This is a genomic window from Ralstonia mojiangensis, from assembly GCF_023955645.1.
Taxonomy (GTDB): domain Bacteria; phylum Pseudomonadota; class Gammaproteobacteria; order Burkholderiales; family Burkholderiaceae; genus Ralstonia; species Ralstonia mojiangensis.
This window is the reverse complement of the sequence record NZ_JAMXHU010000006.1, coordinates 170,624-183,253: the sequence shown is the minus strand read 5'-3', so window position 1 is coordinate 183,253 and position 12,630 is coordinate 170,624. Positions and strand designations below refer to the sequence as shown.

Here is a 12,630-nt window from a genome sequence, read left to right as displayed (position 1 = left end):
TCAGCAGGTCTCCCATGCTTGAAAACTTTCGCGCTCACGTGGCCGCCCGCGCCGCGCTCGGTATTCCTCCCCTGCCGCTGACGGCTCAGCAGACCGCCGAACTGGTCGAACTGCTGACGAACCCGCCCGCCGGCGAAGAGCAGACGCTGCTCGACCTGATCACCCATCGTGTGCCCGCTGGCGTGGACGAAGCCGCCCGCGTGAAGGCAGGCTTCCTGGCTGCTGTCGCCAAGGGCGAGACCGCTTGCGCGCTGATTTCGCGTGCCCGCGCCACCGAACTGCTCGGCACGATGCTGGGTGGCTACAACATCCAGCCGCTGATCGAGCTGCTGTCCGACGCTGAAGTCGGTGCCACCGCCGCAGAGGCGCTGAAGAAGACGCTGCTGATGTTCGACCAGTTCCATGACGTCAAGGAACTCGCCGACAAGGGTAACGCCAACGCCCGCGCCGTGCTGCAAAGCTGGGCCGACGCCGAATGGTTCACGAGCCGTCCGGAAGTGCCGCAAAGCCTGACCATCACCGTCTTCAAGGTGACGGGCGAAACCAACACCGACGACCTGTCGCCGGCACCGGACGCCACCACCCGCCCGGATATCCCGATGCACGCGCTCGCGATGCTGAAGAACGCGCGCCCCGGCATCACGCCGGAAGAAGACGGCAAGCGCGGCCCGGTCAAATTCATTGAATCCCTGAAGGAAAAGGGCCACCTGGTCGCCTACGTGGGCGACGTGGTCGGCACCGGCTCTTCGCGCAAGTCGGCCACCAACTCGGTGCTGTGGTTCACGGGCGAAGACATTCCCTACGTTCCGAACAAGCGTTTCGGCGGCGTGTGCCTTGGCGGCAAGATCGCTCCGATCTTCTACAACACGATGGAAGATGCCGGCGCACTGCCGATCGAACTCGACGTGTCGCAGATGGAAATGGGCGACGTGGTTGAACTGCGCCCGTACGAAGGCAAGGCGCTGAAGGACGGCAAGGTCATCGCCGAATTCCAGGTCAAGTCCGACGTGCTGTTCGACGAAGTGCGCGCCGGTGGCCGCATTCCGCTGATCATCGGCCGCGGCCTGACCGCCAAGGCGCGTGAAGCGCTGGGCCTCGCACCGTCGACGCTGTTCCGCCTGCCGCATCAGCCGGCCGACAGCGGCAAGGGCTTCTCGCTGGCGCAAAAGATGGTTGGCCGTGCGTGCGGCCTGCCGGAAGGCCAAGGCATCCGCCCGGGCACGTACTGCGAACCGAAGATGACCTCGGTCGGCTCGCAAGACACCACCGGGCCGATGACCCGCGACGAACTGAAGGACTTGGCGTGCCTCGGCTTCTCGGCCGACCTGGTGATGCAGTCGTTCTGCCACACCGCTGCGTATCCGAAGCCGGTGGACGTGAAGACGCACCAGACGCTGCCAAACTTCATCAGCACGCGCGGCGGTATCGCGCTGCGCCCGGGCGATGGCGTGATCCACTCGTGGCTGAACCGCATGCTGCTGCCCGACACCGTCGGCACCGGCGGCGACTCGCACACGCGCTTCCCGATCGGCATCAGCTTCCCGGCAGGTTCGGGCCTGGTCGCGTTCGCGGCCGCCACCGGCACGATGCCGCTGGACATGCCGGAATCGGTGCTGGTTCGCTTCAAGGGCAAGATGCAGCCGGGCGTTACGCTGCGTGACCTTGTGAACGCGATTCCGCTGTACGCGATCAAGCAGGGCATGCTGACGGTCGCCAAGCAAGGCAAGAAGAACATCTTCTCGGGCCGCATCCTCGAAATCGAAGGCCTGCCTGACCTGAAGGTCGAGCAAGCGTTCGAGCTGTCGGATGCATCTGCCGAGCGTTCGGCCGCCGGTTGCACGGTGCACCTGAACAAGGAGCCGATCATCGAATACCTGAACAGCAACATCACGCTGCTCAAGTGGATGATCGCGCAGGGCTACCAAGACCCGCGCAGCCTGCAGCGCCGCATCAAGGCGATGGAGCAGTGGCTGGCCGATCCGGAACTGCTGCAGCCGGATGCCGACGCCGAGTACGCCGCCGTCATCGAGATCGACCTAGCCGACATCCACGAGCCGATCGTGGCCTGCCCGAACGATCCGGACGACGTGAAGACGCTGTCCGACGTTGCCGGTGCCAAGATCGACGAAGTGTTCATCGGCTCGTGCATGACCAACATTGGTCACTTCCGTGCCGCGTCGAAGCTGCTGGAAGGCAAGCGCGACATTCCGGTCAAGCTGTGGGTTGCGCCGCCGACCAAGATGGACCAGAAGCAGCTGACCGAAGAAGGCCACTACGGCGTGTTCGGCACGGCTGGTGCCCGCACCGAAATGCCGGGCTGCTCGCTGTGCATGGGCAACCAGGCACAGGTGCGCGAAGGCGCGACGGTCATGTCGACGTCCACCCGTAACTTCCCGAACCGCCTGGGCAAGAACACGAACGTGTACCTTGGCTCGGCGGAACTGGCGGCGATCTGCTCCCGTCTGGGCAAGATTCCGACCAAGGAAGAGTACATGGCCGACATGGGCGTGCTCACTGCGAACGGCGACAAGATCTACCAGTACATGAACTTCGACCAGATCGAAGACTTCAAGGAAGTGGCCGACACCGTGCAGATGTAAAGGTGTTTCGCGACTGCGGTGGGTCGTTCCCGCCGTAGTCAAATGAAAAGGCGCCGAGGGTTGAATGCCCTCGGCGCCTTTTCATTTTGGTGCTTCTCGAGATTCCAGCACGGGCTGAAACCCAAAGGGAGTACGCTCCCTCAGCCGCGCGTTGTCAGTGGATGATGATCGACACCGTCGAATATGCCGGCACCGTGATCGTCTCGCTGTACGTGCCGGCCTTCGTGCCGCGCGCGACCGGGAACTGGCCGAAGCCCTGCAGCGTGGCTGGCACGGACGTCGGCATGGTGCGCTGGCTGCTGTAGCTCGGGCCATTCAGCGCGGGGATCGAGAACCCGCTGTCCGTGCGAGCCGGATACGCAAAGCCCGACGGGCTGCCCGGCACCGGAAGCAGCGCGACCGCCGTGCCCCAGCGGCCCGTTGCATCGCCCAGGCCTGCACCACCGCCGGCCTGGATGGCGTTGTTCAATACCGCAGTCGAATCCGTCGACGAGAAGTTCTGCAGCAGGTTGGCGTAATACGCAATGCCGTACTGGCGCAGCAGGAAGCCGCCCAGGCTGCCCGAAATCGGATACCCCGGGCACGAGGAAGACAGCGACGGATCAAATGCCGTCAGCGAGCAGTCGTACGCGCTTTGCAGCCAGGCCGGGAAGCGGCTGTCGCGCACGTTGTTGAAGGTCGGATCGATCTGGCTGGAGAGCACGTCTTCCATCGTCATCGCCGTCATCTCTTCCAGCCACGTGCCGTACATGTACTGCGAGCCGTGCAACACGCCACGCTGGTAGAAGTTGGCCATGTGCGTGAACTCATGGCCGAGCGTCGAGATGACGGTGTTCAGCCCATCAGTGCCGCCCAGGTAGATGGTTTCCGAATCCACATACAGCGACAGCGACTGGTTCGACAGCGGCTGCGAGTTAGTGGTGAAGTTGTTGCGTGCCCAGAAGTAGCCCACGCGACCATAGGCCTGGCCGTCGGGCTGGATGTTCAGCACCACGATGTCGAGCGCCTGGTTCGGGTCGATCAGGCTGGCCGAGCTGGAGTAGCTGCCCCACGGCTGGCCGACCAGCGAAGTGGCCAGCGTGTAGACCGACTGCGTGCCTGAAGCGAACTTGCTGATGAGCGTGCTGATGATGCCGTCGCTGATCTTGCTCGTGCCGTATTCGGTGTTTTCCACCCACAGGTTGACGATGCGGCCGTCGGTGGCCGTGGCTTGCTGGCGCAGCGTGGCCGTGCGCACGGTGGCGGTGCCGTCCGGCTGCTGGTGGTTCCACGTTCGCTGCGTGCCGACGCTGGCGACCGACTGCGGACGCAGCACCGTGTCGTTGGAGGCGCCTTGCGTCTTGAGCGGGCCGCCGCCGGTGGCGTAGCCGTCCAGCGCATGCATGTTGAAATCGGAAAGCTGGCGGTCGAACGCCGCGTTGGCGTCATTGCCGGCCACGTCGGCGGCAGGCTTGGCGACCGGCGTGCCGGTGGCATTCAGCAGCCCCAGGCCCGTCAGCGAGACGGACGGCATCGGCTGTGCCGCCGCACTCTGGTTCGTGTAGACGAGCGTCACGCTCTGGCCCGTGAGCCCCGCGATCGACACCGGCACCGAGCCGGCCGCTGCGCCCGCATTGGTCGCTTGCCACACGCCCACGCCGGAGCCGGCGTAGGTGTTGCCCAGTGCGCCGCAATTCGACCCGCTGCACGCCGCCGCCACAGTGATATTGGCGGATGAGCCTTGCGTAGCTGCCGGGGTGGCCCCCGAGCCGCCGCCACCACCGCCACCGCCACATGCGGCCAGGGTGCCTGCTGCTGCCACCATCATCGCGATGGTCCATTGCTTCGTGCCGCGCACGTTGTTGCTGCTGCGTTCCATCCACTTCTCTCCAAATCCGCACATACCGAATGCGTGCGCAAGGGCGGCTCGTGACTGCCTCAAGCGCAACATGCGGACGGATTCTCAAGGCGAAGTGGCGGATTCGATCCGTGGAAATAACGCCTTCACAGGCGCCAATTCCCCCCGATGTGGGGGTGCGCAAAGTTTGCGTTGTCGAAAAGGTTGAAAAAGTCGTAGCCCCCAGATGTAGATGCAGAAAACGGAGGAGGGCGCCTGGCGCCACTTTGGCGACGGTACCGTCCGCTAGAATGGGCCGCCCGCTCATTCACCGCGCCGCAAACGCGCTCAATACGTCACCCATCGATGCTCGTTGCGCAGCTCAAATCGTTCTTCATGGTTGCCCGCCTGGGCAGCATCACGCTGGCAGCCAAGCAGCTTGGCCTGTCGCAGCCGACCGTGACTTCGCAGATCCGCGCCCTGGAAGAGGCCTACGGCGTAGAGCTGTTCTACCGGGGCGGGCGCCGGCTCTCCTTGTCGGACGCGGGCGTGCGGCTGATGCCCCTGGTGGACCAGCTCGTGCGCCAGGAAACCGAGATCGACTTCTTCCTGCGCAACTCTGGCGACATGGGATCGGGTCACCTGCGCATTGGCGCGACGGCGCCGTATTACGTGCTCGACATCGTGGATCGGTTCTGCAAGAGCCATCCCGGCATTGACGTCAGCATCGAAGCCGGCAATTCGGTGCAGATGCTCGAAGCGCTGCAGGAGTACCGCGTCGACGTGGCGTCGTCGTCGCAGCGCGTGGACGATGCGCGCTTTCTGCGTATTGAACTGGCACGCGATCCGCTCGTGCTCGTCGTGCATCGAAGCCACGCGCTCGCCGGCCAGACGAGCGTGCCGGTAAGCGCGCTGTCACAATGCCGGCTGCTGGTGCGCGAGGTGGGATCGACCACGCGCGCCATGACCGAAACGATGATGGCGCAGGCTGGCGTGACGCCGGCTTCCACGGTGGAGATCGGCAGCCGGGAGTCCATCCGGGAGGCCATCACGCGCAACCTGGGTGTCAGCGTGATCGCCCGGCAGGAAGTGCCAAGCCACGCCGATCTGCGTGTGCTGCCCTTTGAAGGTGGCGCGCCGGAGCTGAGCGAGTACCTGTACTGCCTGCAAGATCGGCGCGATGCGCGGTTGATTGCCGCCTTCCTGAGCGAAGTCCGGCCAGTCTCGTCGTAAGCCGAACCAAAATCCGGAAATGCGCGCATTGGCGTTTTTGGGGTAACTGCCACAAGGGGTACATGTCGGCTGGCTACAGTGGCGACCGTTTTTGCCATTGTCTGCGCCCCCGTGCCCATCTCTCAGCCTGTTATCAACCCGACTCTGGGTTCCGCCGCGCCGTTCCTGTCCGTGCGGCAAGTCTCGCGCCGCTTTGGCGCGTTCACGGCACTCGACGGTGTATCGCTGGATGTGGCGCAGGGCGAATTCGTCTGCCTGCTGGGCCCCTCGGGCTGCGGCAAGACGACCTTGCTGCGCATCATTGCCGGGCTGGAGGCGCACGACGGCGGCCAGATCGTCGCCGGTGGCCGCGATATTTCCAACCTGCCGCCGCGCGAGCGTGACTACGGCATCGTCTTCCAGTCGTACGCGCTGTTTCCCAACCTGACGGTTGCGCAGAACGTTGGCTACGGGCTGGACGCCAGCAACGGCAACCGTGCGCGCATGCAGGCGCGTGTCTCGGAGATGCTCGCGCTGGTTGGCCTGGCCGGTAGCGAGGCCAAATACCCGTCGCAGCTGTCGGGCGGTCAGCAGCAGCGTGTGGCACTGGCCCGCGCGCTGGCACCCGCACCGTCGCTGTTGCTGCTGGATGAGCCGATGTCGGCGCTGGACGCCCAGGTGCGCGAACACCTGCGCGTCGAGCTGCGCCGCCTGCAGCGCAAGCTGAACGTCACCACGCTGATGGTCACGCACGACCAGGACGAGGCCATGGCAATGGCCGATCGCATCGCCGTCATGTCCAACGGCTGCATCGAGCAGACCGGCTCCCCGGCGGAGATCTATTCGCGCCCGGCCACCGGGTTTGTCGCCGGGTTTGTTGGCCAAGCCAACTGGCTGCCGCTGGAACGCGCGGAAGATGGCACGCCCACGCTGGCCGGCCAACCGCTGCTGCTCGATCCGGCTTTCGCCGATGGCGGCTCGATGCAGGGCCGCCTGTTCTGCCGCCCCGAAGCCGTCACGCTGCACCCCGATGACGACGCCCCTAACCGCCATCTCGCCCGCGTGGTCGACCAGATCTACCTGGGGAGCCGCACGCGCGTGACGCTGTCGATCGATGGCCTGGCCGATGCACCGCTGGTGGCCGAAGTGGCATCGAGCGCGCTGCAAGTCGGCCGCAGCGGCTTGGGCGACAGCAAGCTGTGGATCGCGCTGGAGCGCGACGGCCTGCGCGTGTATGCCTGAGGCCACGATGTCGATGCTGCCTCCCGAGACGAACGTGGTTGCGGCCACCCAATCCGAGCCGGTTCGCGCTGCGAGCCGGCCATTCTGGCGTACGGATGCTCCGGTGCTCACCGGCATGAAGCTTGGCTGGCTACTGTTGCTCACCATCGGCTTGCTGCTTCCCACGGCGATGATGCTGTTGCAGGCCACGGGCCTCGTCGCCAGCGTGCGCAGCACAGACGAGCACGGCCTCGCGCTGGTAGCCCACGTGGTCCAGGCGCCGAACTTTCTTGCCATGGTTGGCCGTACGCTGGCCGTATCCAGCGCCGTGGCCGCGATTGTGGTGCCGCTGGCGTTTGCCCTTGCCTATGCGGTGCAACGCACGCGCATGCCATTGCGCAGCACGATGCGCACGCTCGCCATGCTGCCGCTGTTTGCACCGTCGCTGCTGCCGGGCATTGCGCTGGTCTACCTGTTTGGCAACCAGGGCCTGTTCAAGGCATGGATGAACGGCAACAACATCTACGGCTTCTGGGGCATCGTGCTGGGCGAGGTGTTCTACACCTTTCCGTATGCGTTGATGCTCTTGCTGGCGACGCTCACGCTGGCAGACGGCCGCCTGTATGACGCAGCACGTGCCATGGGTGCGAGCCCGTGGCGCACGTTCCGAACGGTCACGCTGCCCGGCGCGCGCTACGGTTTGTTCGGCGCCTTCGCGTTGGTCTTCACGCTGGTCGCGACCGACTTTGGCGTGCCGACCGTGGTGGGCGGCAGCTACCAGGTACTGGCCGTGGAAGCCTACAAGGCGGTGGTGGGCCAGCAGCAGTTTGCACGCGGCGCCGTCATCGGCTTAATGCTGTTGCTGCCTGCGCTGCTGACTTTTGCGGTGGAGCGCCTCGTGCAGCGCCGTCAACACGCTGCGCTGGCCAGCCGCGCACAACCCTATCACCCGCAGCCGGATCGCCTACGCGACGGGCTCTTCTTGTTGCTGAGCACCCTGGTGGTCGGCGGGATTCTGCTGATGCTTGCCACCGCCGTTGGCGCATCGCTGGTGAAGCTCTGGCCGTACAACCTCGAACTGTCGCTGCGCAATTACGACTTCGACAACATGGACGGCGGCGGCTGGCTGGCGTATCGCAACAGCCTGAAGCTGGCTGCGCTCACCACCGTGTTTGGCACCGCACTGATCTTCACCGGCGCATGGCTGGTTGAAAAGACACGCGCTGCCGGATGGTTGCAATCCTGGCTGCACTCGGCCATCCGCTTTGCCGTGCTGCTGCCGATGGCAGTGCCCGGCCTCGTGCTCGGTCTGGGCTACGTGTTCTTCTTCAACCATCCGGCCAATCCGCTCAACGGCCTGTATGGCGGCATGGCGCTGATGGTGCTCTGCACGATCATGCACTGCGCCACGGCGGCGCACCTTACGTCGGTGGCGTCGCTCGGGCAGCTCGATCCGGTGTTCGAGGCGGTATCGGCCTCGCTCAAGGTGTCTGCGCTGCGCACGTACTGGCGCGTGACGCTGCCGATGTGCCTGCCTGCCGTGCTGTCCTGCGCGCGTTATCTGTCCGTGTCGGCCATGACCACCGTGTCGGCAGTGATCTTCCTCTACAGCCCCGACACCGTGCTCGCTTCCGTGGCCGTGTTGAACATGGACGACGCCGGCGACATCGGCCCTGCGGCGGCCATGTCCACGCTCATTCTCGTCACGTCGATCGCCGTATCGCTGCTGCTGGAACTGGCCACGCGCGGCATCGTGCGGCGTACGCAGGCTTGGCGCACGGCGGCGCATTGAATTCGTAGTCCGTAACTGAAACAAAGCAGAAAGGAAGCATGAACATGGGTGACTCCTCCCCAATCTCGGCACGCCAGGCAGGCGCAGACCGCCTCAATCCCGGCAGCACGCCGTTGCGGCTGGAAGCCGCTGTGCTCGACTGGGCCGGCACCGTCGTCGACTTTGGCTCGTTTGCGCCCACGCAGATCTTCGTGGAAGCGTTCGCGGAATTTGGCGTCGCCATCACGCTGGACGAAGCGCGCGGCCCGATGGGCCTGGGCAAGTGGGACCACATCCGCACGCTGTGCAACGACGGCGCAATTGCCGCACGTTTCTCGCTCGCGCATGGCCGCATGCCGACCGATGACGATGTCACCGCCATCTACAACCGCTTCATGCCGCTGCAGATCGAAAAGGTCGGAGCGCATTCCGCAATGATTCCGGGCGCGCTGAACACCATCGCCGCACTGCGCGAAGCGGGTCTGAAGATCGGCACGTGCTCGGGTTACCCGCGCGTGGTGATGGACCGCGTGGTCGACCTGGCTGCCGGTGCCGGCTACACGCCCGACTGCGTGGTCGCTTGCGACGAAGTGCCCCGCGCCCGCCCGTGGCCTGCGCAGGCCCTGCGTTGCGCGGTCGATCTTGCGATTGGCGATGTGGCGGCCTGCGTGAAGGTCGACGACACCGTCCCCGGCATCGAAGAGGGCCGCCGCGCCGGCATGTGGACCGTTGCGCTGCTCATGTCGGGCAACGCGCTGGGCCTGCCGTACGCGGAATACGCCGCGCTGTCTGCGGATGAGCGCGCGCGGCATCGCGTTGCCATCTCGGCCGGCTTTGCCGCCTGCCGACCGCACTACGAGATCGACACGATTGCCGATCTGCCTGAAGTCGTGGCCGATATCAACCGCCGCCTCGCGCGCGGTGAGCGCCCGCAGTGCATCTGAGTTTGTTGTCCTGTTTGTTGTCTTTTCCGCTGCATCACACCATACCGAGGAAACCATGACCGCACGTCTTTCCCTGCTGGCCGCCGCAATCACGTCGGCAACGATGGCGTTTGCCACGTCGGCGTTCGCCAAGACCACGCTGACCGTGTACACGGCGCTGGAAGCTGATCAAGTGAAGGCGTACCAGGAGGCTTTCGAGAAGGCCAATCCGGACATCGAGATCAAGTGGGTGCGCGACTCCACCGGCGTCGTCACCGCCAAGCTGCTGGCCGAGAAGAACAACCCGCGCGCTGACGTGGTGTGGGGCCTGGCCGCATCGAGCCTGGCCATCCTGGACAAGGAAGGCATGCTGACGCCGTACGCACCGGCCGATCTGCCGAAGATCGGTGCGACGTATCGCGACAAGGCGAACCCGCCGGCATGGGTTGGCATGGATGCCTGGGGCGCCGCCATCTGCTTCAACACGGTCGAAGCGCAGAAGCAGAACCTGCCGAAGCCGACGTCGTGGGCCGACCTGACCAAGCCCGTGTACGCGGGCAAGATCGTCATGCCGAACCCGGCTTCGTCGGGCACGGGTTACCTCGACGTCAGCGCCTGGCTGCAGATGCTGGGCGAGCAGAAAGGCTGGGCCTACATGGACGCGCTGCACCAGAACATCGGCCAGTACACGCATTCGGGCTCCAAGCCTTGCAAGATGGCCGCTTCGGGGGAATTCCCGATCGGTATCGCGTTTGAATACCGCGCCGTGAAGTCTAAGAAGGAAGGTGCGCCGATCGACATCGTGCTGCCGTCCGAAGGCCTGGGCTGGGACGTGGAAGCCACCGGCATCATGAAGGGCACGAAAAACCTGGACGCCGCCAAGAAGCTGGCCGACTTCTCCGCAAGCCCGGCTGCAATGGCGCTGTACGAGAAGAACTTTGCCGTGGTCGCCACGCCGGGCTTCTCCAAGCCTGATCCGCTGCTGCCGGCCGACTACGAAAAGCGTCTGATCAAGAACGACTTTACGTGGGCCAGCGCCAATCGCGATCGCATCCTCGCTGAGTGGACGAAGCGCTACGACGGCAAGTCGGAGAAGAAGTAAGCGATGCAAGCTCCCGTAACTCAAGGGGGCCTGGATGCCAGCACCGACGTCGCCATCGTCGGGGCTGGCATTTTGGGCTTGGCGCACGCGGCCGCTGCGGTCAAACGCGGCCTGCGCGTGACGATATTCGAGCGCAGCGATATTGCCGTCGGCGCGTCCATTCGCAATTTCGGTCAGATGCTGGTGACCGGCCAGCCGCCCGGCGTCATGCTGGACCTCGCGCGCGAAAGCCGCGCGCTGTATCTCGACTGGGCCGACAAGGCCGGCATCTTTGCGCGCGCCAACGGTGCGCTGCTATTTGCCCGCAATGCCGCAGAAGAAGCCGTACTGGACGAGTTCATGGCGACGCGCGCACCGGCTTTCGGCTACAACGTAAAGCTGTTGCGCAGCGCAGACCTGGCAAACCTCTACGATGGCCGCTTCATGCGCCACCGCGCAGCGCTCCAGGGCTTTGATGATCTGCAGCTTTATTCGCGCGAAGCCATTCCGGCGCTGGCGTCATGGCTTGCCACGCAAGGCGTGCGCTTCCATTTCGGTACGCTGGTGCGCCATGTGGAAGGCGGCCGGCTGGAAACAACTGCCGGCGTGTGCAACGCCCAACGAGTCGTCGTCTGCAGCGGTCACGATTACCAGACGCTGTGTGCTGACCAGCTTCGCGCGCTGCAACCGCAGGTTTGCCGCCTGCAGATGCTGCGTGTCACACCCGAAGACGGTTTCCGCCTGGAACACGCGGTGCTGACCGGTCTGTCATGCACGCACTACGGCGCATTTGCGGATCTGCCGACCGCCCAGACGCTGGCCATGCAGATCGAGCATCAGCGCCCCGAGCTGGCACGCCACGGCATTCATCTGTTGGTCAGCCCAACGCCCTATGGCGACTGGATCATTGGTGATTCGCACGACTACGGCCAGGACGCACGCCCGTTCAACGCCGAGTCGGTCGACAACATCATGCTCGACCTCGCGCGTGACACCTTCGGCAGCAAGCTGCGCGTGGTGGAGCGCTGGCAGGGCGTATATGGCGCCAAGTGCCATGTACCCGGCAGCGGCGCGTTCTCGATCACCCGCGTCGACGATCGCACCACCGTGGCGCTGATGCACAGCGGCATTGGCATGAGCGTCGGACCGGCGCTGGCGCATCGGCATATGGATGCGCTCGTCGACGGCACCGAGGTGCCGCAATGGACACCACCGGCAAGCATGCCCGCAGCGGTGGCTGCCTGACACAGCTTCGTTTAGTGAAGAGACGCCCGCACGGGTCAGGCCGCGCGGGCGTTTTCGTTTTCAGGCAGCAAAGAGTTCGACGATGGGCCAGCCGCGCGATTCGGCCACGGCCCGCAAGGTGGTGTCGGGGCTCACGGCCACCGGATGCGAAACGGCTTCGAGCAGCGGCAGGTCGTTGCGCGAGTCGCTGTAGAACACGGTGCGCGAGAAGTCCGTCATGCGCTGGCCGCGCTGCGCGAGCCACTCCGTCACGCGCACGATCTTGCCTGCGCCAAACGTGGCGGTGCCGAGCGGGTTGCCGGTGAACGCGCCATCGCTCTGACCGTTGAGGGTCTCGCCTTCGACCGCCAGTAGATGCGGCACGTTGAATGCGGCGGCAATCGGCTCAGTCAGGTAGCGGTGCGTGGCGGTGACGATGCAGCAAAGGTCGCCCGCGCGCAGGTGTGTGTCGACCAGTTGCCGCGCGCGCGGCAGCATGGCGGGTGTGATGATGTCGCGCAAGAATGTGGCACGCCAGGCGTCGAGCCGTGTGCGCGGGTGCTGCGCCAGCAAGCCGAGCGAGAAGCGCGCGTGTCGCGCGAAGTCGAGCGTGCCGTCGAGGTATTCCCGCATCCAGCGTTCATTGGCTTGCTCGAAGACGCTTCGATCCACGGCGCCCTGGGCGACCAGGAAGCGGCCCCATTCGTATTCGCTGTCAATGGGCAGCAGGGTGTGGTCCAGGTCGAACAGGGCAAGCGATTGCATACAGCAGGCGGGCGGGG

General features: G+C 65.1%; 9 protein-coding genes. 7 read left to right on the top strand and 2 right to left on the bottom strand.

The genetic code is table 11. The annotated features are described in order from the left end of the window. The first annotated feature begins 14 nt into the window (after positions 1-14). On the top strand, positions 15-2,600 hold the full coding sequence (gene acnB, locus NG898_RS24705) for a bifunctional aconitate hydratase 2/2-methylisocitrate dehydratase (protein ID WP_252694912.1): 2,586 nt from the start codon (positions 15-17) through the stop codon (positions 2,598-2,600). Between the two features lie 154 nt (positions 2,601-2,754). Here acnB and NG898_RS24700 read toward each other — a convergent pair whose 3' ends face one another. Beyond that, positions 2,755-4,458 carry a M30 family zinc metallopeptidase gene (locus tag NG898_RS24700; RefSeq protein WP_252694911.1) on the bottom strand — a complete coding sequence of 568 codons (1,704 nt, stop codon included), beginning with the start codon at positions 4,456-4,458 and terminating at the stop codon, positions 2,755-2,757. 324 nt (positions 4,459-4,782) lie between these two features. Between NG898_RS24700 and NG898_RS24695 the strand changes: the two genes are divergently transcribed. The 6 genes from NG898_RS24695 to NG898_RS24670 all read left to right on the top strand — a co-directional run bounded on the left by NG898_RS24695 (position 4,783) and on the right by NG898_RS24670 (position 11,869). Continuing rightward, the gene (locus NG898_RS24695; RefSeq protein WP_252694910.1) at positions 4,783-5,649 is read left to right on the top strand and encodes a LysR family transcriptional regulator; all 867 of its coding nucleotides are present in this window, start codon (positions 4,783-4,785) and stop codon (positions 5,647-5,649) included. A 78-nt stretch (positions 5,650-5,727) separates the two neighbouring features. Then, positions 5,728-6,870 (top strand): putative 2-aminoethylphosphonate ABC transporter ATP-binding protein, encoded by a 1,143-nt coding sequence (locus tag NG898_RS24690; RefSeq protein ID WP_252694909.1) that lies wholly within the window; start codon positions 5,728-5,730, stop codon positions 6,868-6,870. 7 nt (positions 6,871-6,877) lie between these two features. Continuing rightward, positions 6,878-8,641, top strand: coding sequence for a putative 2-aminoethylphosphonate ABC transporter permease subunit (locus tag NG898_RS24685; protein ID WP_252694908.1), 1,764 nt, complete (start codon positions 6,878-6,880; stop codon positions 8,639-8,641). A gap of 44 nt (positions 8,642-8,685) precedes the next feature. Beyond that, complete coding sequence (gene phnX, locus NG898_RS24680; RefSeq protein WP_252694907.1) at positions 8,686-9,564, top strand: phosphonoacetaldehyde hydrolase; 879 nt, start codon at positions 8,686-8,688, stop codon at positions 9,562-9,564. 55 nt (positions 9,565-9,619) lie between these two features. Continuing rightward, entirely contained in the window at positions 9,620-10,645 is a 1,026-nt protein-coding gene (locus tag NG898_RS24675; RefSeq protein WP_252694906.1) for a putative 2-aminoethylphosphonate ABC transporter substrate-binding protein, read from the top strand. Between the two features lie 3 nt (positions 10,646-10,648). Then, positions 10,649-11,869 (top strand): TIGR03364 family FAD-dependent oxidoreductase, encoded by a 1,221-nt coding sequence (locus tag NG898_RS24670; protein WP_252694905.1) that lies wholly within the window; start codon positions 10,649-10,651, stop codon positions 11,867-11,869. Between the two features lie 60 nt (positions 11,870-11,929). Here the strand turns inward: NG898_RS24670 and NG898_RS24665 are convergent, their stop codons facing one another. Beyond that, positions 11,930-12,613, bottom strand: coding sequence for an HAD family hydrolase (locus tag NG898_RS24665; RefSeq protein ID WP_252694904.1), 684 nt, complete (start codon positions 12,611-12,613; stop codon positions 11,930-11,932). Positions 12,614-12,630 lie beyond the last annotated feature (17 nt).

Coding starts and splice junctions, on each gene's coding strand:
- NG898_RS24685 (WP_252694908.1), top strand. CDS start 6,878: ATGTCGATGCTGCCTCCCGAGACGAACGTGGTTGCGGCCACCCAATCC.
- NG898_RS24675 (WP_252694906.1), top strand. CDS start 9,620: ATGACCGCACGTCTTTCCCTGCTGGCCGCCGCAATCACGTCGGCAACG.
- NG898_RS24665 (WP_252694904.1), bottom strand. CDS start 12,613: ATGCAATCGCTTGCCCTGTTCGACCTGGACCACACCCTGCTGCCCATT.
- NG898_RS24670 (WP_252694905.1), top strand. CDS start 10,649: ATGCAAGCTCCCGTAACTCAAGGGGGCCTGGATGCCAGCACCGACGTC.
- NG898_RS24700 (WP_252694911.1), bottom strand. CDS start 4,458: ATGGAACGCAGCAGCAACAACGTGCGCGGCACGAAGCAATGGACCATC.
- phnX (WP_252694907.1), top strand. CDS start 8,686: ATGGGTGACTCCTCCCCAATCTCGGCACGCCAGGCAGGCGCAGACCGC.
- acnB (WP_252694912.1), top strand. CDS start 15: ATGCTTGAAAACTTTCGCGCTCACGTGGCCGCCCGCGCCGCGCTCGGT.
- NG898_RS24695 (WP_252694910.1), top strand. CDS start 4,783: ATGCTCGTTGCGCAGCTCAAATCGTTCTTCATGGTTGCCCGCCTGGGC.